This window comes from Mesorhizobium sp. M0292, from assembly GCF_040321695.1.
GTDB lineage: Bacteria > Pseudomonadota > Alphaproteobacteria > Rhizobiales > Rhizobiaceae > Mesorhizobium.
The window spans coordinates 53,693-71,803 of sequence record NZ_JAMYSB010000027.1 but is presented as its reverse complement, the minus strand read 5'-3'; the positions used below and the strand labels follow the sequence as shown (position 1 = coordinate 71,803).

The window sequence follows — 18,111 nt, the reverse complement described above, 5'->3', positions numbered from 1 at the left end:
AAGGCAACCAACAGCCTGGAAGGAAATATGTCCAGCCTTTCCCCAAACCGTTCCGCATGACTGAGCATTGGGACGCAATTCGCCGTCATTGGCGGCTTCTCGGGTCGCCGCTGTGTCCGCCCCCGGAAGCTGTCGCCGCCTATGAGCGCGAACTTAGCCTGCAATCAGTCGATGTGGTGCTGCTCGGGGTCACGCCGGAGCTTGCCGGCCTCGGAAGGACCATGCTCGCGATCGACGAGTCCACTGCCATGATATCGGGCATCTGGCCGGGCGATACCGCCTCACGCAAGGCGGTGATCGGCAACTGGCTGGAGTTGCCGCTGGGCGACGAAAGCGCCGGGGCGGTGATCGGCGACGGCTGCCTGTCGGCGCTGGACTCCTCGGTTGCACGGCAGGCGCTGCTTGCCGAGATCGCGCGTGTGCTGAAGTCCGGTGGGCGGGCTGCATTGCGCGCCTATGCAAGCCCTCAGGTGCCGGACGATCTGCAGGAGGTCCGGGCGCTGACGCTGTCCGGTGGTGTCGCGACCTTCCACGAACTCAAATGGCGCATTGCCATGGCTTGTGCCGGCGGCGATCCCGACCGCGCCATTCCGGTGCGGGCGATCCTCGACGCCTTCGATGCGCTGTTTGCCGACCGGGAGGCCCTTGCCGCGACGACCGGATGGGAGATGCCGGTCATCGGCACCATCGATGTCTATGCGAATTCGCAGACTGTCTACAGTTTCGCCCCGGCGGCGACGCTGGTCGAAGAGGCGAGCCGGTTTTTTGACAGTGTCCGCCTCGCGCCGACAGGGGGTTATGGGCTGGCGGAACGATGCCCGCTTCTGGTGCTTAAATCGCCGCGGCGCCGGTAGGGTCTGCCGTCGGATCGCGGCACGGCTCCAATTGGCACAATTGTGCTCACCGGTCGCCTTGACTCTCGAAAGCCACGCGCTTATCTCAGCGCACGTTAGCACTCTCCCCAGGTGAGTGCTAACGCACATCCGGCACCGCCGGATCGAGGAACAGCTCTCACCGTTCTCATTCGAGGAAGAAAAAATGGCAAAGTCGAAGTTCCGCCCGCTTCATGACCGCGTGGTCGTACGCCGGGTCGAATCCGAATCCAAGACCGCCGGCGGGATCATCATCCCGGATACGGCAAAGGAAAAGCCGCAGGAAGGCGAGATCATCGCCGTCGGCTCCGGCGCTCGCGACGAAGCCGGCAAGCTGGTCCCGCTGGACGTCAAGGCCGGCGACCGCATCCTGTTCGGCAAGTGGTCGGGCACCGAAGTCAAGCTCAATGGCGAAGACCTTCTGATCATGAAGGAATCCGACATTATGGGCATCATCGGCTGATCATCGGCCTCACCGTCAACTAATTTCGGGCTTGATCGCAAGCCCCCTGCCAGGAGCTAAAAAATGGCTGCTAAAGACGTAAAATTCTCCCGCGACGCCCGCGAGCGCATGCTGCGCGGCGTCAACATCCTCGCCGACGCAGTGAAGGTCACGCTCGGCCCCAAGGGCCGCAACGTCGTCATCGACAAGTCGTTCGGAGCACCGCGCATCACCAAGGACGGCGTCACCGTCGCCAAGGAAATCGAGCTTGAAGACAAGTTCGAAAACATGGGCGCGCAGATGGTCCGCGAAGTTGCTTCGAAGACCAACGACATCGCCGGCGACGGCACCACGACCGCGACCGTTCTGGCGCAGTCGATCGTCCAGGAAGGCCACAAGGCCGTTGCCGCCGGCATGAACCCGATGGATCTGAAGCGCGGCATCGACCTGGCCGTGACCGAAGTCGTCGCGGCTCTCGGCAAGGCTGCCAAGAAGATCAAGACCTCCGAGGAAGTTGCCCAGGTCGGCACGATCTCGGCCAATGGCGACGAGTCGGTCGGCGCCATGATCGCCGAAGCGATGCAGAAGGTCGGCAATGAAGGCGTCATCACGGTTGAGGAAGCCAAGACCGCCGAGACCGAGTTGGAAGTCGTCGAAGGCATGCAGTTCGACCGCGGCTATCTCTCGCCCTACTTCGTCACCAACGCCGACAAGATGGTTGCCGAGCTCGAGGACGTCTACATCCTCCTGCACGAGAAGAAGCTGTCCAACCTCCAGGCCATGCTGCCGGTTCTCGAAGCCGTCGTGCAGACCTCCAAGCCGCTGCTCATCATCTCGGAAGACGTCGAAGGCGAGGCTCTGGCCACGCTGGTCGTCAACAAACTGCGTGGCGGCCTGAAGATCGCCGCCGTCAAGGCGCCGGGCTTCGGTGATCGCCGCAAGGCCATGCTGGAAGACATCGCCATCCTCACCGGTGGCCAGGTCATCTCGGAAGACCTCGGCATCAAGCTCGAGAATGTCGGCCTCAACATGCTCGGCCGCGCCAAGAAGGTGTCGATCTCCAAGGAGAACACCACCATCGTCGACGGCGCCGGCAAGAAGGCCGAGATCCAGGGCCGCGTTGCCCAGATCAAGCAGCAGATCGAAGAGACCACGTCGGACTACGACAAGGAGAAGCTGCAGGAACGTCTGGCGAAGCTCGCCGGCGGCGTTGCGGTGATCCGTGTCGGCGGCGCGACGGAAGTCGAAGTCAAGGAAAAGAAGGACCGCGTCGATGACGCCCTCAACGCGACCCGTGCGGCCGTGGAAGAAGGCATCGTTGCAGGCGGCGGCGTCGCTCTCCTGCGCGCTTCGGCCAACATCAAGGTCACCGGCGTCAATGCCGACCAGGCTGCCGGCATCAACATCGTTCGTCGTGCACTGCAGGCTCCGGCCCGTCAGATCGCTTCGAACGCAGGTGCTGAAGCTTCGATCGTCGCCGGCAAGATCCTCGACAACAAGGGCGCGACCTACGGCTACAACGCCCAGACCGGCGAGTATGGCGACATGATCGCCATGGGCATCGTCGACCCGGTCAAGGTCGTTCGCACCGCTCTCCAGGACGCGGCTTCGGTCGCCGGCCTGCTCGTCACCACCGAAGCCATGATCGCGGAGGCTCCCAAGAAGGAGTCTGCTGGCGGCGGCATGCCTGGCGGCATGGGCGGCGGCGGCATGGGCGGCATGGGCGGCATGGATTTCTAATCCAAGCTATCTGGCTTATGCATACGGAAAGGGCGCCGAGAGGCGCCCTTTTTATTTTGGACTGAGCCCGTCAGCCGCATCTGCATACTCGAACAACAGCGCTGCTGGTGAGGCGGCGCGGTTATCGCGCCTGTTGCTCGTGAAGGGACGACTATCTGCCAACGCTACTTCACCGGCTGGCAACGGTTTAACGGAACCATGATCGTCGTCGCCTAGAAGTTGCAGTGGACAATCGGACACCCGCGATGACGAATCTGCAAAAAACTATCGGGCAGTGCGTCGGTGGTATCATCTTGGTCGCCATGCTCGCCTCGGCAAGCACATATGCCGGCGCTGTCATTGCCGCATTCAGCATGGGTATTTTCGGCGGACTGGGCGTACTCATTGCGGCGATCGGGCTAATCGCAGGCGTCAGCGGCTGCCTGCTCTATAGCCGCAGTCGCGCCGATCGCAGTGGCTTCATGCTGGCCTCTTTCGTCTTCCTAGGGTTGTGGGCGGCAACGTCCATTGGAATGCGCCTTTGGCTGTCCGCAAGCACGGCGTCGCTTGCGCCGGCCGCCATCGATCCGGAGCTGTCGAAAATCCGAACCTTTGGCGTGCTCGGTCAATGGATACGTCCAACCTTCCTCGCCGAAGGCATCGTTGACCGGGTTGTCGTCGTCGACTTCGAGGATTCCCATCAGAAGACGATCAAGACCATTACCGAGGTGCGGCTTGCCAAGGGCAGTGACTGCACCGGCGCAGACCTGGCCGGTTCGGATGACCTTCGCAAGGTCGGCCGCATCGACGAATGCTACAAGAGCACCACTCTTGGCGAGATTCCCGACGGCCTCTATGTCGAGGCCTACCCGGAACGAAACTTCACCACGGCCCACTGCTGTCTCGAACTGTCGGCGGTGATGATGACCGCAGGCCAGAAGAAGACGGTGCTCACATGGCGGCAAGGCAGCGCAAGGGTGCCCTCCTATCTGCCGATGTTGGCGATGTACATGGGGACGTCCGTCGAGAAGCCGGCATCGATATGGGAGGACCGCAGCGGCCCTTCACGTTTGTCAGTTTTGGCGCACCCGACCTTAGGCCGGCAACGATGGCATCGGCAATCTATAGACTCGATCCGACCAAACCGCCGAGCCGTAGCACTGCATCCGGAACGTCAAGCTGTCCAAGGACGCGCTCGACCTTGCGGAAAAGTGGGAACGTTCGGATGTCCTCTCCGCACTCGGCATCGTCAGCATGCTGTATCAAGAGGGTTACGTCGATGACAACACCATCAGAGTCGCCACCCGCCGCGTCTACCTCAGCCAATATGAGATGCGGCCCGATCTGCCTTTCTCCAAACTTTTACCCAATCTTACTCCCGAACAAACCGCCGTCTTCAACGACGAACGTCTGCGCATCCTGACCACGGCACGGGTGTGCTCCTGGTGCGCAGGGGCATCCGTTCTACGGCAGAACGACATCAACAGCCAACGCGCGTCAGAGGCGTTCAAACAAAAGGTCGATCTGAAGTTGTGGCAGTACATCGGGCTGCTGCACTGGGCGGATATCTACCTCCATCGAGCCGAGACACCATCCTGCAACGGCGCAGATCGATGTTCGAATCGGTGCTCCGGTCCCCTGACGACGTGATGGACCTGAAGGTGCAGGCGTTTGTTTACGGCGTACATAGCGCCCTGCTCGACGATGAGATGCGCGCGCTCACGCCGCTGGTGGGCAAGTTTTCGGAAACGGCTTTTCTGCGCTTTACAAGGATTAGGCTTCAATCGCCGGCGTTGTGGGCCAAACTGGACAAGTTAAGCACAGAAAGGGGTGGCGGCTCCCTGTCGGCATTGTTCCCGCGCAACGAAAGCTGGACCGCATTCTGGAAAGCGATGCTCGTACGCGCCGACGGCCGATGTCAAGAAGCGCGACGAGGCAAGAAAGGCGATCGTCGAGCAGCTGGCTAGCCAGAACCTTCTCGACAGCGGGACCTAAATTTAGCGATTGGAATGCAGTTCATCCAGAAGCGTCATAGCCTTCGAATAGACGGCGCGCGACCTTGCCTCGCGGCCCTCGATCGGTGCCTGGAAACTGTAGCCAGCGAAAACGGTGCCATCGATCGAAAACGCCACGCGACATCGGTCCAACGAACAATCCATCAAATAGATCGCGTTGTCCGGCAGCCGCCAGCTTGGGTCGGTGCTGACCCAGTATTCAGCATTCGAAGGCATTTTATAGCGGACAAAACCGACTGCCGGCAGCCCAACGATCGGGTTGCCGCTGCCTGCCGATTTGGCAAGTCCTGCAGCAAGTTCTTCTCGCGGCGGCCCGTTGAGGAGAAAGGGATGCCTCAGCGAAAAATCCGACGATAGACCCACGACAAGCGTTTCGGGCCAGTCTGCCAATGCTTCGGGTGCATTGAATCTGTCGCACCACAGAGCGACCCAACCACCGGGTTTAGCCATGGTACAAAATGTTCGCTCGACGAGATTCGGCTTGCGGTGGTTCTTCAGATCGCCAAAGCGCAGGGAGAGTGAACTGGCGATCAGGGGAATCAAACCATTGTCAGTTGCGCTGCACACCAGGCGCGTGCCTTTGGCACTGCTCAAACCGTAGTCGGCTATATAGCCGTTGCTGATCTGCACCACGGGCGCAGGCGGGGTCGAGAGCAAACGGCCGCCGATCTTGATGTGGATGATCGATGTCAGACAGGCTTGCGATGCCGGCCGTGCGTCAAGTTTCGGTTTGACGACAAACAGCCATGAAAATCCGAGCGCCAAGACCAGAAACGCGACGAGCACAGGCGACTGTACGATGGCCCTCTTCGCGCCGAACGAACGCAATCCCAACCCTATGCCTCGCGCGATGACGCCCGCCGCCGCACCTATTGCCATTGCTGCCCACAGCACGGCAGCCAACAAGCCTCCCGGTCCGTCGAAAGAGCCATCGCCACGCAGGTAAGCGATGCCGGCAGCCAGGACGACAGCGCAGACGGCGAGACACACGCGGTTCGGCATTGCCACCGCGATGAAGAAGGGCACAAACAGAAACGGAAGCGGAATCAGGATCAAAGGCGTCAGCAAGACAAGCACTCCTCGGCGTTGGCCGATTGCCATTTGCTTGCCTATGAGCGCGGAACGATGGCGAGCCGGACCAGGCGCCGTGCAGATGCCGCGTAGATTTTCAGCACACGCATAGATCGGATCGGCCGTCCCTGCCCGTCGGCCATTGCCAGTTTGGCGCCGAGCATGACGAAGGCGCCGGCGAAGGTGCGGCGCATCCAGCTCAGCACCATCGGCCGCGACACGACATGGCTGCGGATCGAGGCGGCGAAGCTGGAGCGCCGATTTGCGGGACCGACCTCAGATAGCGGCGTCGGCGTGCCGCGCAACCTTGCCCGCAAGCACCGCCTGCTCGACCAATGCAGCCACCTCATCGGCCACCGCCAGCACCGGTGCACGGTCGCGGGTGGCCCGCGCAATCACCATCAGCCCTTCCAGCGAGGATTCGATCAGCAGCGCCAAAGCGTGCGCGCGGCGTTCGGGCACCCCTGCCCTGACGAAGGCCTGTCGCAGCAAGCCGATCCATTGCTCGAAAGCCGATCGGCAGAGTTCCGCCAGTTCCGGCACATCGGTGGGTGAATCCAGCACCACCGGCGCGATGGGGCAACCCAGCGAAAAATCATTGTCCTCCAGCATGCGCCCGACCGACTGGTAGATGTGATGGACGGCCACTGCAGGATCGCTTTCGGCTGCCAGTGCTTCGCCCAGCCTTTTCGTGACGTCGGCAACGCTGTTGCGCGTCACCTCGATGACCAGTTGGTCCTTGCCGCCCGGGAAATGAAAATAGAGCGAGCCGCGCGGCGCCCCGCTGGCGCCCAGAATGTCGTTGAGCGAGGTGCCGTGATAGCCGCGCTGCCTGAGCAACAGGCCTGTGGTCTCGAGTATGCGGGTGCGGGTGTCGTTGGCCATGTCAACCTCTGTCAGCAGTGACACATTATAGGCCTTGCCAAAAATATGACAATCGGTCTATATAATATGTAGATCAGTCTATATATTATTAAGGAGAGTGACCTGCGCAGCTACCGTCTTGAAGGGTTTGGTGGAACCGAATCCCTGGCGATGCGCGAGGAGGCGCGGACGGAACCGAAACCGCATGAGATCGTGGTGCGAGTCCGCGCCGCCTCGCTCAATCGGCGCGACACGATGATCCTTGGCGGCACCTATCCGTTGCCGCCGCGGCAAGGCATCGTGCCGCTGAGCGACGGCGCCGGTGACGTCGTCGCAATCGGCGATGCCGTTACCCGTTTTGCCGTCGGCGACCGCGTCACCGGCAGCTACTTCGCCCGCTGGATCGATGGCCGCATCAATGCCGGTCTGATCGACCAGCTCGGCTGTACGCTGGACGGCATGCTGACTGAGTTTGCCGTGCTCGACGAACAATGGGCGGCGCGACTGCCCGATCATCTGAGCTGGCACGAAGCGGCGACGCTGACCTGCGCCGGCGTGACGGCCTGGAACGCGGTGACCCGGACCCGGATTCCGAAGCCCGGTCAATGGGTTCTCACCATCGGTTCGGGTGGCGTTTCGCTGTTTGCTCTGCAGTTCGCCAAGTTGCTCGGCTGCCGGGTTGTCGCCATCACATCGCGCGGGGAGAAGGCCGACAGGCTGCGGGCGCTGGGCGCCGACCTCGTTGTCTCCAGCACCGACATACCGGAATGGGGCGGCTGGGCGCGCGAGCAGACAGGCGGCATCGACCTCGTCGTCGAAACCGGCGGCCCGGCCACCTTCGCGCAGTCGCTGATTGCCAGCACGCTTTATGGACACATCGTGCTGCTGACGCTGCAGGACGCCAATGGCAGATCGATCGAGATGCCGGCAGCGCTTTATCAGCGCAGCCTCGCCACCATCAGCCGCCTGTTCGTCGGCAGCCGCAGCAATCTTGAGGCCATGCTGCGCGCCGTGTCGCAGCATCGCCTCAAGCCCGTTATCGACAGGGTCTTCCCCTTTGCCGAAGCCCCCGAAGCGTACCGCCACTTCCAGCAGGGCGACGTGTTCGGGAAGGTTGTCATCGACTGCGCCTGACCCAATTGCCCGCTTTTCAACCCCGAATCAGGAGAACGACCATGACCATCCGTGAAGCTTCCGCAGAATGGCAAGGCACGCTGAAGGAAGGCGGCGGCCGTCTGCGGCTTGGCAGCGGCGTCTTCGAAGGCGCCTATTCCTTTCCGTCGCGGTTCGAGGACGGTCCGGGCACCAATCCCGAAGAGCTGATCGGGGCAGCACATGCCGGCTGCTTCTCGATGGCGCTGACCTTCATCCTCGGCCAGGAAGGCCACGTCGCCCGCACCATCCGCACCGTCGCCAAGGTGCATCTCGGCGCGACCGCCGCCGGGCCGACGATCACCCGCATCGAGCTCGAAACGGAAGCAGAGATTCCCGGCCTTCAGCCTGCCGAATTCCAGCGTATGGCGGAGACGGCGAAGACGACCTGCCTTGTCTCTCGCGCTTTGGCCGGCGTTACAACCATCACCCTCAAGGCCGAGCTGGCCGCCACCACTGCCACGGAACAATGAAAACCAGGAGGTATGAGATGAGCCAGGACAGCATCACGAGCATTCATCCGGGCGACCACTCTAGCCAGACGGCCGAGATCATGCGTCGCTTCAACGATGTGTTCCAGTTGCACGATCCGTCCGCGCTTGCCGAGTTGGTGGCGCAGGATTGCGTTATCGAAAACACCGTGCCGGCGCCGGACGGCGCCCGCCATGCCGGCAAAGAGGCATGCATTGACCTATGGTCGGCGATCGCCACCCAGCCCGGCACGCGCTTCGACCTCGAGGAAACCTTCGTCGCCGGTGAACGGGCGACGATCCGCTGGCGCTACTTCATGGCCGACGGCAACTCCATCCGCGGCGTCAACCTGATGCGTGTCGCGGACGAGCTGATCGTCGAGGCGATGGGTTACGTCAAAGGATAGAAGCGTTGCCCGGCACTCCCGTTCCCAGCCCGGAATCTCGCTCAAGTCGAGTTTCCGGGCCGGTTTTCTGGTCACTGGATGACGCGGTGCAGCTTCACCGTGGTGCTGGGACTGTTCTGGATGGTCTGGAAGATCACGCAATAGCGATCCGTGAGTTCGAGCAGTTGGTCGAGCTGACTTTGGGGAGCGTCGGTGTCGATGTCGAACCGCAAGCGGATTTCCTTGAAGCCGACTGGAACACCCGCAGTCACGCCGAGCGTGCCGCGAAGATCGACGTCACCTTCCGCGGAAACTTCGGCGGACCTGATCGGAATTTCGAGCACGGCCGCCGCGCGCATCGAGACACCGGCGCATGCGATCAGCGCCTCCAGCAGCATGTCGCCGGAGCACAGTTCCTGGCCGCTGCCCCCGGCCATCGGATGAATGCCGGCAAGCGCCAGCCCGCGTCCGGTCTCGACCTTGCAGGTCACGGTGGACGCGTCGGCGACGCCTTTGGCCTTCAAGGTGAGGAACGCGGCCTTCGCATCCCTGCGATAGAGATCCTTGATCGGCTCCTGCGTGGCGCGAAATGTTGCGATTTCCATGAACAATCTCCTGTCTTGAATTGTCGTTGTCAAAAATGGCGAGCAGTGGCCGGGCCTTATTCCGGCACCGCGATGCCGGAGCCGCCGAGCTCAGCCGGAAAGTCCCTGAGCTTGGGCAGCCCATCCTTCATCGGCAGCACGGTCTCAGCGTAGTTGACGTGAACCCCAGGCGTGAATTTCACGCCCGGTATCGTTGCCGCATAGACATCGACCAGGCCGAGCGGCGGATGATCGGTCATCAGATGACCACCGCATTTCGTGCAGAACTGGCGATCGCTCATTTCGGTCTTCTCGAATCCGGACAGGAACTCCGCGCCCTTGGTGACCTTGACGTTCTGAGGCTTCCACAGCGTGAAGGCGTTCACGGGAGACGCCGACCACGATCGACACGAACCGCAATGGCAATAGCCCATTGCCTCGGCGGCTCCGTGCACTTCGATTTCCACGGCGCCGCAAAAACACCCGCCCTTATGTACCGTCATGACTTTTGTCCCTGGTTTGGTTTCGACAGCACTCAGCGCCCACTCTCGGCAGCTTGAGCACCGGTGCAGGTTTAGGAGTTCTGGCCGCGAACTGAATGATACGGCGTCCGCCTCGCTTGACAGCGCGTCCGGAACTCGAAAGGGATGGCTCACCGGCTAGCCGGGTGCGGGACGAAACGGAATGGCCGGGGATGCTCTGTCTAACCTGTTGAGGACGGTACGCCTTACCGGCGCGACGTTTTTTGACATTGAGGGCCACGAGCCGTGGGCCGTCTGCTCGCCGGCGCCATCGTCCATCCTGCCGAAGATCCTGCCCGGTGCGGACCATCTGATCTCCTACCATGTGGTAACGGCCGGTCGCTGCTTCGCGCGCATCGTCGGCCAGGAAGCGATCGCGCTGGAGGCAGGCGAAGTCGTCGTCTTCACCAGGAGCGACCCGCATATTATGTCCAGCAATCCGGCGCTGCGCGCCGATCCGCCGACAGCCGACGTTCTCGACATCGCAACATCCAGCCGGATGCCGTTTTACATCAACTGCGCCGGCGACGGCGCGACCTCGGCTAGGCTGGTTTGCGGCTATCTCGCCTGTGATGCACAGCCATTCAATCCCCTGCTCGAGGCTTTGCCGCCGGTGATCAAGGCCGGAGATGCCAAAGGCGATGGCGGCTGGCTCAGCCAGTTCATCAACCTGGCTGTCACGGAGGTGGCGCAAAAGCGCGCAGGCAGTGAAACGGTGCTCACCAAACTGAGCGAACTGATGTTTGTCGACGTGTTGCGCCGTTACTTGGAATCGCTGCCGCCACAAACCACGGGATGGCTGGCTGGCCTGCGCGATCCGCACCTGGCGAGGGCACTGGCGCTGATCCACGACCGGCCGGCGCATAACTGGACGGTGGAGGCGCTGGCGAAGGACTCCGCGCTGTCGCGCAGCGTGCTCGCCGAACGCTTCACCAGGCTGGTCGGCACGCCGCCAATGCATTATCTCGCCAAATGGCGCATGCAGATCGCCTCGGAGTTGCTCAGCGCCGGCACCAGCAACATGGCCAGCATCGCCGCTGAAATCGGATACGAATCCGAGGCAGCGTTCAGCCGCGCCTTCAAGAAGATGATCGGCCTTCCGCCCTCCGCCTGGCGTCTAGGCATCCGGACCGGATCCGGAACCGACGAAGAGTAGACCGATGCCTGCCAGATCCTGTTCTATCGATCAGCCAGCGCCAGCTTGGCCCCAAGCATGACAAAGGCGCCGGCGAAGGTGCGGCGCATCCAGGTCAGCACCATCGGCCGCGACACGACATGGCTGCGGATCGAGGCGGCAAAGATGCCGTAAGCGACGAAGACGACGAAGGTCAGCAGCATAAAGACGCTCGAGAGTTCGAGCATCTTGGCAAATGCGTTCGGTTCGGTCGTGCTGACGAATTGCGGCAGGAAGGCAAAGAAGAAGATCGACAGCTTCGGGTTCAGGATGTTGATCAGGATACCGGAGGTGATGACCTTGGCTGCCGAGCGGGGTGCCGCGTTTTCATCGACGCTCAGGCCGCCCTTCTCCTTCAGCGTGTTCCAGGCCATGTAGAGGAGATAGGCGACGCCGAGATATTTCAGCGTCTCGAAGGCGACAGCACTTGTGTGCAGCAGCGCCGCCAGGCCGGTGATGGCGGCGGCCATATGCGGGATGATGCCAAGCGTGCAGCCGAATGCAGCAGTGATCGAGGCGCGCGCGCCTCGCGAAAGCCCGGCGCTCAGCGTGTAGAGAACGCCGGTGCCGGGCGAAGCCACGACGATCAGCGACGTCAACAGGAATTCGATGCTCATGGTTCCTCCAACGCCCTGCCCGTAGTGGAAGCTATCGAGGGATGTGGGATGAGGCAAGGTGGGCGTCGGCTAGATCGTTGGCATCCCGTGCGCCTTGCGCGCCATCAGGCAATCGTCGCCGCCAGGCATGCAGGCGTGGCAGACGTCCGGGCGGATCTCGTAGATGCCGCAGGCCGTGTGCTTGCCGATCTCGCCCGTAAGCGCCGAACAGCGCACGCCCTCGCAGCGCATGCCGGACAGGTCGGCGGACACGAACTTTTCCGGAATCCGGTCAAGTTGCGCATCGTCCTCGGTCGAGAAGCGCGGCCATTCGGCCGAGTAGGAGCAGCAGGCGCCGCAGCTCTGGCAATCGAAAACCGGCTGGTCGTCCTGTTTTGACGACCGGATATCCCTGGCGGCCAACGCGACCAGCCCAGGTGCTGCGAGATTGCGATCGGCTTGGTGCGGCAAGGCGCTATTTCTTCTTGCCTGCCTTGCCCTTGGGCGTGGCGGCCGGCGCCTCGAACAGATCGGTCGCCGACGGTTCGGCGGCCTTCGGCGCGGCAGCGGGCTTGGCCTGCTTTGCAGTGGCAGCAGCCGGCGCTGCCGGCTGATCCTTGGTGGAAAACTTTATGGCCATGTCAGTCCTCGTCGGAAAAGCGCGATGATGGTGCGCGCGGATTGCGCAAGCGGCCGATCAGCGCCGAGACCGCTGTGATGTTCATTTCCTCGGGCGACCAGTTCCTCGCCTCGGCAATGTGGTGCGCCGCCAGTTCGCGATGCGTGCTGCCGCTATAGGCGGCATCCTGGTAGGTCACGCGCTCCTGGGTCTTTTTGTCCTCGCGGACATATTCGACCAGATAGTTCGGGGCTTCGGCACGGCCGCGCACGCCGACGCGCACCTGGGCATCGCCATGCGCGCGCTTGCAGCGCTCGAGCTTTTCCAGCACACGGCGGACATATTCGACCGGCTTGTCCAGGCCCGGGACCATGGACGCTATGGTCGCATCGGCATCGATCGGCGTCGGCGGTACGCGCTTGGTGGCCATCAGCGTTTGCCTGCCCGCTTCGGCAGCGCCGCAAGGGCTGCGGCCGCTGCCATGTCGTCGGCTTCCTTTTCCTTGCGCAGTTCGCGCAAGCGCGCGGTCTTGGCTTCGCGAGCCTCGCTGACGGCATCACGCTCGGACAGGATGCGGTTGAGTGACATCGACTGGGTTTGCGTCTTGCTGAACAGCGAGCCGGCCTGGTCGGCGGTCTTGGATTGAGTGGTCAAAACTTTCTCCTGTCGGGAGCCTGGTGCCGATAGAGCGAGAGCGGTCTTCGATTACGACCAAAGCAATACGGCAGCGGGGCAGTATGGGCGGTTCAGATTGCTGGAGCGTCCCTTAGCACGTTCCGGCCGGCGTGCGGCGCACTTTTAGCGGCACGACGCACAAAATGAAAAAGGCCAGGCACCGCCTGACCTTCCATGAAAGCGCCGCGCATCCAGTTGGATGCGCAAGGCGCTCCTTTCAGCCTATCCGTGGTCACCGGAAGGCCGAATTCCTTATCAGGCCGCCTTCAACTGGTCGGCGGACATCTTGCCCGACTTGTTGTCGCGGGTCATCTCGTAGCCGAGCTTCTGACCCTCGACGATGTCACGCATGCCGGCGCGCTCTACGGCCGAGATGTGGACAAAAACGTCGGCGGAGCCGTCGTCAGGCTGAATAAAACCAAAACCTTTGGTGGCGTTGAACCATTTCACTGTGCCGGTGGCCATGAAGAACCCTTTCCCTGGCAAATATTCGTTCACCATCGTGCGACTGCACAACAGCGTTTTGTCTCGATTTTTGATGGGGAAGTTCGTCAAAGGCGCGCATCGTGCGCGGATAACAAAAGTCGGTCAAACAAATATCGACATGTTTCTTATAGACTTCTTTTAGCGCCCAGTCAATTTCTGGTTTGGCCGGAGCCCAAATTCAACCTGAGGGTGCCTGAGGCATAAGCCTCAACTGACGAGGTGGCGGAGCGCAAGGCGTTCCCAAACAATATTCCACGCCCCGGAACCAATCGCAAGCCGGCGCATTTCCGTGGTGTCAGCAATTCAGAGAGCAATCTCGGTAATGCTGGCAAAAGGACGCCTCCCGCACATTAAACGGTGCGAGAGGCGTTCTTGTATGTGCCGTTGTCTGACACAATTCCCAAGGGAAAACCGTTTCACACTTTTCCTTAAACTTACGCTCGCCTACAGGATCGCGCTGATCAGCGGCAGGATATCGTAGTGGAAACCGCGGCCGAAGCTCGACACCGGATCGCCGTCGGTGACCGCTCTTGCCTCGGCTTCGCTGCCGACACGCAGGATCAGCAGACCCCAAGGGCCGGCGGCCGGGTCGGCGACCGGCCCGGCCAGGATCATGGTGCCCTCGGCAAGCTTGCCGCGCAGATAGTCGGCATGCCGGCCCATCAACTCCCTCTCCTCCTCCGTCAGGGTGAAGGCGAAGTCCGGCCGAGGCGGGATCAGCCGGCAGTGGAAGATTGTTGGCGCGGTAGTCTCACGCGGTCCATCATTGCTGGCCATCGGTCACTCACCGTGATGTCATTAGTGGTCCTATTCGTCCGGGCCGGGTTCCGGCCAAGTCTCCTTCGCTGCTTCCGCATACCAGTGCCGCATCGCCGGCGTTGCCAACACGGCGTCGACGTAGGCGCGCGTGTCGGGCGCGAGCTTGCCGCCATAGGTGTCGAAGCGGGTGACGACAGGTGCATACATGGCATCGGCCGCGGTGAAATGACCGAACAGGAAGGGGCCGCCTTTGCCGTATTGTTCCCGGCACTGGCGCCAGATCGTTTCGATGCGCGCGCGCTGCATTTCGCCTTCGGCGTCGAGCGGCTTGTGGCCCTTCGGCCGGCGCAAATTCATCGGCCAGCCATAGCGCACCTCGCGAAAGCCGGAATGCATCTCGGTCGCCACCGAGCGAGCCAAGGCGCGGGCGCCGATATCCTGCGGCCAAAGTTTTTTCTCCGGAAACAGGTCGGCCAGATATTCAAGGATGGCAAGGGTTTCCCAGACAATCCTGCCATTGTGATTCAACACTGGCACAAGGCCGGTGGGCGAGACTTTCGCCAGAGCGGCAAAAGTCTCGGGCGTGCGCAGGCGCACGAAACCTTCCTCGAACGGGATCTCCAGATGCTTCATCGCCACCCATGGCCTCAGCGACCAGGACGAAAAGCACTTGTTGGCGATGATGAGCGTAAATTCAGCCAAGGCGGTCTCCCCAAAATTTCGTCACACTAGTCACACGATACGACGCGGCAAAGCGTTTCGGCGACCATATAAGCGACCAGATGCGACGATGATCGCCGCCCAGGGAACCTAAGCCAAGCCGGCCCGTTTGCCTCCTGCGAATGAATCCCCGGAATCCCAGGAGATGCAAAGATGGTGAACAAGGATCAGGTTGCCGGCGTGGCCAAGCAGGTCAAGGGCTCGGTCAAGGAGGCCGGCGGCAAGGCGACCGGCAACAGGCAGACCCAGGCCGAAGGCACTGCAGACAAGACCGCCGGCAAGGTGCAGAAGGTCTATGGCGACGTGAAGGACAAGATCAAAAAGGCGCTCTGACCCGATCTCGCAGGCAATGAGGAAGGCGGCTCAAGGCCGCCTTTTTCTTGTCAGAGGCTGAGACTCTTGCTGAAGGCGCTGGTGAACTTGACCTCGCCGTGGTCGCCGGCCGCCTCGCCCAGCACTACGTCCATGCTGTCCCCGGTTACCCTCACCAGCGCGAAGCCGCCCATATAGGCGGCCTTCGGCTTGAACAGGTCGAGGCCATCGCTCTTGTAGATCATCGGCACTTCGTGCTGATGGCCATGGAAGATGGCGATGACATTGTAGCCCTTCAGCGCCGCCAGCAGCGCCTGGCGGTCGGCCTCGCTCCACCAATGCGGCGCGCCTGCGCCGTCATCGTCATAGGTGCGCTTGGCCGGGTCCCAGCGCTCGACCGAGAAAGTGTCCCAGCCATAGTGCTGGAACAGGATGACGGGACGGCCATCCGCCGCGTAGGTCGCCAGATCCTGCTTCAGCCACGGCAGGCTGCTCACCGCGCCATGGCCGGTGTCGCCGGCAAAGCGGTGGGTCTGGACGAGATGCAGGCCGCCCCAGTCCCAGGAATAGCAGTCGGTGTCGACATCGTATTCGGTGGCCGGCACCGGCGGCTTGAAGAACACGCCGGGGCGGTGGTTGATCTCGACATAGTCGCGCAATTCACGCCGGTACCAGTCGACATGGGGCGGCGAGCCGTTCTGGTCGAGATCGTGATTGCCGAGGCCGACATAGACCGGCATGTGCACGCGATCGGGACCGACGCCCTGTTGATAGCGCTGGCTGAACTGCAACAGTTGCGTGCCTTCGCTGGGCTCGGTGATCTGGCCGCCGCCATCGTCGGTGATGTCGCCGCCGACAACGAGGCCGAGCGGCGCATCGATGCGGCCGCCGGCCGAACGCAGGCGGGTTGCAACGCCATCGATCTCGACTGGCCATTGCCGGCCGGCCAAGCCATTGAGGACAGCGACATTGCGCAACAGCGCGGCATCGGTCTTGCCTTCCTCCAGGCAGTTGGGGCTGAGGCCGCTCGACATGCGGCAGGCATGGACATCGGCGATGAACAGAAAGGTGGCGTCGATGGGCTGGATGCGCTTGCCGGTCTGGCCAAGCGCGGCGCGCGGCAGCATGCCAGCCATGGCAAGGCCGGCTGCCTGTGCGAGGAAATTGCGACGGGAGAGGACGAGCTTGCGATTCATGACCTGAAATTCAGCACAGCCGGCGCCCCACCGTCCAGTTGCCAGGAATGGCAGGTCGACACGGTACACTGGCTCTGGCATTTCTTGGGTCATGCTGGCGCGCGGCAAATACAAGCACAGGGGGATTTCATGAGAGCCGTTTCGATAGGCGTGGTGCTGGCTGGGTTGCTGCCGGCGGCTGCGGTGCATGCCGCCGATTGTGTCGACGCAAAATCGGCAAAGGCCGGCTTCGTTCTGGAAATGCCTGGCGTCCGCAGCGAGTTTCGGCCGGTGGCCGGCGGCATGGTGTCCGTCGCCAACACCTACGAATCGCAATCGCCGCAGACACAGTTCCTGTTTGCCGGCCTGGTCGAAGTGTTTCGCGACAGCGATACCGGACGGGTGGCGACGATCCCGTTTTCCGATCTGCGAAAACTGTTTCCGCTGAAGACTGGAGCCAAGAGCACGATCGAATTCGTCGAGCTGTCGCCGAACAAGCAGCCGAAGAGCACCAAGACGCTGAGCCTGGTCGTCAAGGGCAAGGAGACGTTCAGTGTCGGCGGCTGCAAATACAACGTGCTGGCCGTCACGGAGACCTTCAAGAACGGCGCCGGCGAAACGCTGGACACATTTACCGCGCTTTATGCGCCCGATCTGCAAGCGTCCCTCGCCCGGCGCTACGACGAAGGGACCAGCGCGGAATCGGTGAACGGTTACGAGACGATCAAGCCGCTTTCCAACTAGAACAGCGCAGTTCCGGCCTCAAGGTGTTCCCGGCCGCAGCAGGATCCTGCTACGCCGCTTCGCTCTGCTCGGGAATGGCGACGTTGAGCTGCCCTGAAGTTCGGCCAGGCAATCGCGCAGCACGCTGGCATCCTGTGCCGTCTTGGCCATCGACATGGCGCCGGAATAGGCGGCGATGGCGAGTGCCGCAAAGCGCTCGGGGTCGGTGCCCTGCTCCCTCCCCGACTGCTGGTCGGCTCGCACCTTGTCGGCAACCGCCTGACGCCATCCGGCAAAGATGCCGGCCAAAGCGGCGCGGAAATCCGGGTCAGCGAGCGACAGTTCATGCGCCAGATTGTTGAGCGGACAGCCGCGCACGAAGCCTTGCTGCTCAAGCTCGGTCGCCACCGCCTCGAATACCGCGCGCACGCCTTCGCGCGCCGAGCCTGCCGCCCGTACAGGGTTGATCCAGGTTTCATCGAGGGCCGCTGCCACGCGCTCCTCGATCACCGCCAGAGCGAGCGCCTTCTTCGTCGGGAAATGATGATGCAGCGCGCCGCCGCTGACGCCTGCGGTCGTCATCAACTCGCCAAGAGCGGATGCATGATAGCCACGCGCCTGGAACGACGCTTCGGCGACATCGAGCACCTTGTTGCGCAGCCCTTCGGGATCGTTGGTGCGTTTTCGCGGCGGCCCTTTCGGAGCCCGAGCAATCTCTGCTGACATTTGCCAACGATAGCAGATTGACAAAACAGGACAACCGATCTGTTTTATAA

At 62.2% G+C, this 18,111-nt stretch carries 26 protein-coding genes and 1 pseudogene; 12 read left to right on the top strand and 15 right to left on the bottom strand.

All coding sequences use genetic code 11. The annotated features are described in order from the left end of the window. The first annotated feature begins 56 nt into the window (after nt 1-56). The 6 genes from NKI96_RS28215 (at nt 57) to NKI96_RS28190 (ending at nt 5,000) form a co-directional block, all read left to right on the top strand. Nucleotides 57-854, top strand: coding sequence for a class I SAM-dependent methyltransferase (locus tag NKI96_RS28215; protein WP_023819996.1), 798 nt, complete (start codon nt 57-59; stop codon nt 852-854). Between the two features lie 184 nt (nt 855-1,038). Continuing rightward, a complete protein-coding gene (groES, locus tag NKI96_RS28210) occupies nt 1,039-1,335 on the top strand; it encodes a co-chaperone GroES (RefSeq protein ID WP_006203049.1) in 297 nt (98 codons plus the stop codon). A gap of 63 nt (nt 1,336-1,398) precedes the next feature. After that, nucleotides 1,399-3,054 (top strand): chaperonin GroEL, encoded by a 1,656-nt coding sequence (gene groL, locus NKI96_RS28205; RefSeq protein ID WP_023709705.1) that lies wholly within the window; start codon nt 1,399-1,401, stop codon nt 3,052-3,054. 245 nt (nt 3,055-3,299) lie between these two features. After that, nucleotides 3,300-4,316, top strand: coding sequence for a hypothetical protein (locus NKI96_RS28200; RefSeq protein WP_352807241.1), 1,017 nt, complete (start codon nt 3,300-3,302; stop codon nt 4,314-4,316). Continuing rightward, the gene (locus NKI96_RS28195; protein ID WP_352807240.1) at nt 4,288-4,683 is read left to right on the top strand and encodes a hypothetical protein; all 396 of its coding nucleotides are present in this window, start codon (nt 4,288-4,290) and stop codon (nt 4,681-4,683) included. Before NKI96_RS28200 ends, NKI96_RS28195 begins: the two co-directional genes overlap by 29 nt. Further along, nucleotides 4,683-5,000, top strand: coding sequence for a hypothetical protein (locus tag NKI96_RS28190; RefSeq protein ID WP_352807238.1), 318 nt, complete (start codon nt 4,683-4,685; stop codon nt 4,998-5,000). Before NKI96_RS28195 ends, NKI96_RS28190 begins: the two co-directional genes overlap by 1 nt. A 30-nt stretch (nt 5,001-5,030) precedes the next feature. Here NKI96_RS28190 and NKI96_RS28185 read toward each other — a convergent pair whose 3' ends face one another. The 3 genes and pseudogenes from NKI96_RS28185 to NKI96_RS28175 all read right to left on the bottom strand — a co-directional run bounded on the left by NKI96_RS28185 (nt 5,031) and on the right by NKI96_RS28175 (nt 7,004). Beyond that, nucleotides 5,031-6,116, bottom strand: a complete 1,086-nt coding sequence (locus NKI96_RS28185; RefSeq protein WP_352807236.1) for a hypothetical protein — start codon at nt 6,114-6,116, stop codon at nt 5,031-5,033. 137 nt (nt 6,117-6,253) lie between these two features. Further along, nucleotides 6,254-6,367, bottom strand: a pseudogene (locus NKI96_RS28180) (LysE family translocator); the annotation flags it as partial. Nucleotides 6,368-6,395: 28 nt separating this feature from the next. Then, nucleotides 6,396-7,004 (bottom strand): TetR/AcrR family transcriptional regulator, encoded by a 609-nt coding sequence (locus NKI96_RS28175; RefSeq protein WP_352807233.1) that lies wholly within the window; start codon nt 7,002-7,004, stop codon nt 6,396-6,398. Between the two features lie 150 nt (nt 7,005-7,154). Here NKI96_RS28175 and NKI96_RS28170 point away from each other — a divergent pair, with 150 nt between their 5' ends. From NKI96_RS28170 to NKI96_RS28160, 3 genes are read left to right on the top strand one after another with little or no spacing between them, the layout of a single operon-like run. Next, nucleotides 7,155-8,117, top strand: coding sequence for a zinc-dependent alcohol dehydrogenase family protein (locus NKI96_RS28170; RefSeq protein WP_352807231.1), 963 nt, complete (start codon nt 7,155-7,157; stop codon nt 8,115-8,117). Nucleotides 8,118-8,158: 41 nt separating this feature from the next. Next, nucleotides 8,159-8,608 carry an OsmC family peroxiredoxin gene (locus NKI96_RS28165; RefSeq protein WP_023697708.1) on the top strand — a complete coding sequence of 150 codons (450 nt, stop codon included), beginning with the start codon at nt 8,159-8,161 and terminating at the stop codon, nt 8,606-8,608. A 17-nt stretch (nt 8,609-8,625) separates the two neighbouring features. Beyond that, a complete protein-coding gene (locus NKI96_RS28160; protein ID WP_023697709.1) occupies nt 8,626-9,012 on the top strand; it encodes a nuclear transport factor 2 family protein in 387 nt (128 codons plus the stop codon). A 71-nt stretch (nt 9,013-9,083) separates the two neighbouring features. Here the strand turns inward: NKI96_RS28160 and NKI96_RS28155 are convergent, their stop codons facing one another. Together NKI96_RS28155 and NKI96_RS28150 are read right to left on the bottom strand one after the other, a co-directional pair. After that, nucleotides 9,084-9,596 carry an OsmC family protein gene (locus NKI96_RS28155; RefSeq protein ID WP_352807228.1) on the bottom strand — a complete coding sequence of 171 codons (513 nt, stop codon included), beginning with the start codon at nt 9,594-9,596 and terminating at the stop codon, nt 9,084-9,086. 56 nt (nt 9,597-9,652) lie between these two features. After that, entirely contained in the window at nt 9,653-10,078 is a 426-nt protein-coding gene (locus tag NKI96_RS28150) for a GFA family protein (protein ID WP_352807226.1), read from the bottom strand. A 181-nt stretch (nt 10,079-10,259) separates the two neighbouring features. Between NKI96_RS28150 and NKI96_RS28145 the strand changes: the two genes are divergently transcribed. Then, nucleotides 10,260-11,252: an AraC family transcriptional regulator gene (locus NKI96_RS28145; protein ID WP_352807224.1), complete on the top strand. Its 993-nt coding sequence runs from the start codon at nt 10,260-10,262 to the stop codon at nt 11,250-11,252. Between the two features lie 23 nt (nt 11,253-11,275). On the opposite strand, the gene NKI96_RS28140 is transcribed toward NKI96_RS28145, so the two are convergent. From NKI96_RS28140 to NKI96_RS28105, 8 genes are all read right to left on the bottom strand, one after another. Next, on the bottom strand, nt 11,276-11,887 hold the full coding sequence (locus NKI96_RS28140) for a LysE family translocator (RefSeq protein WP_023689918.1): 612 nt from the start codon (nt 11,885-11,887) through the stop codon (nt 11,276-11,278). Nucleotides 11,888-11,956: 69 nt separating this feature from the next. Continuing rightward, nucleotides 11,957-12,337 carry a YkgJ family cysteine cluster protein gene (locus tag NKI96_RS28135; protein ID WP_023715196.1) on the bottom strand — a complete coding sequence of 127 codons (381 nt, stop codon included), beginning with the start codon at nt 12,335-12,337 and terminating at the stop codon, nt 11,957-11,959. Between the two features lie 4 nt (nt 12,338-12,341). Next, nucleotides 12,342-12,506 (bottom strand): hypothetical protein, encoded by a 165-nt coding sequence (locus NKI96_RS28130; RefSeq protein WP_023671505.1) that lies wholly within the window; start codon nt 12,504-12,506, stop codon nt 12,342-12,344. 1 nt (nt 12,507) lies between these two features. Next, entirely contained in the window at nt 12,508-12,915 is a 408-nt protein-coding gene (locus NKI96_RS28125) for a hypothetical protein (RefSeq protein WP_023671504.1), read from the bottom strand. Next, entirely contained in the window at nt 12,915-13,139 is a 225-nt protein-coding gene (locus tag NKI96_RS28120; protein WP_023671503.1) for a hypothetical protein, read from the bottom strand. The genes NKI96_RS28125 and NKI96_RS28120 overlap by 1 nt, the downstream gene beginning before the upstream one ends. A 276-nt stretch (nt 13,140-13,415) precedes the next feature. Beyond that, nucleotides 13,416-13,625, bottom strand: coding sequence for a cold-shock protein (locus tag NKI96_RS28115; RefSeq protein WP_023671502.1), 210 nt, complete (start codon nt 13,623-13,625; stop codon nt 13,416-13,418). Nucleotides 13,626-14,090: 465 nt separating this feature from the next. Continuing rightward, nucleotides 14,091-14,423, bottom strand: coding sequence for a YciI family protein (locus tag NKI96_RS28110; RefSeq protein WP_352807221.1), 333 nt, complete (start codon nt 14,421-14,423; stop codon nt 14,091-14,093). A 30-nt stretch (nt 14,424-14,453) separates the two neighbouring features. After that, the gene (locus tag NKI96_RS28105; RefSeq protein ID WP_023684314.1) at nt 14,454-15,107 is read right to left on the bottom strand and encodes a glutathione S-transferase family protein; all 654 of its coding nucleotides are present in this window, start codon (nt 15,105-15,107) and stop codon (nt 14,454-14,456) included. Nucleotides 15,108-15,278: 171 nt separating this feature from the next. Between NKI96_RS28105 and NKI96_RS28100 the strand changes: the two genes are divergently transcribed. Beyond that, nucleotides 15,279-15,458, top strand: coding sequence for a CsbD family protein (locus NKI96_RS28100; protein ID WP_023671498.1), 180 nt, complete (start codon nt 15,279-15,281; stop codon nt 15,456-15,458). A 50-nt stretch (nt 15,459-15,508) separates the two neighbouring features. On the opposite strand, the gene NKI96_RS28095 is transcribed toward NKI96_RS28100, so the two are convergent. Beyond that, nucleotides 15,509-16,633 carry a metallophosphoesterase gene (locus NKI96_RS28095; protein WP_023824495.1) on the bottom strand — a complete coding sequence of 375 codons (1,125 nt, stop codon included), beginning with the start codon at nt 16,631-16,633 and terminating at the stop codon, nt 15,509-15,511. Nucleotides 16,634-16,762: 129 nt separating this feature from the next. Between NKI96_RS28095 and NKI96_RS28090 the strand changes: the two genes are divergently transcribed. Next, nucleotides 16,763-17,356, top strand: coding sequence for a hypothetical protein (locus NKI96_RS28090; RefSeq protein ID WP_023671496.1), 594 nt, complete (start codon nt 16,763-16,765; stop codon nt 17,354-17,356). Between the two features lie 18 nt (nt 17,357-17,374). On the opposite strand, the gene NKI96_RS28085 is transcribed toward NKI96_RS28090, so the two are convergent. Next, a complete protein-coding gene (locus NKI96_RS28085; RefSeq protein WP_023824494.1) occupies nt 17,375-18,061 on the bottom strand; it encodes a TetR/AcrR family transcriptional regulator in 687 nt (228 codons plus the stop codon). Nucleotides 18,062-18,111: the final 50 nt, after the last annotated feature.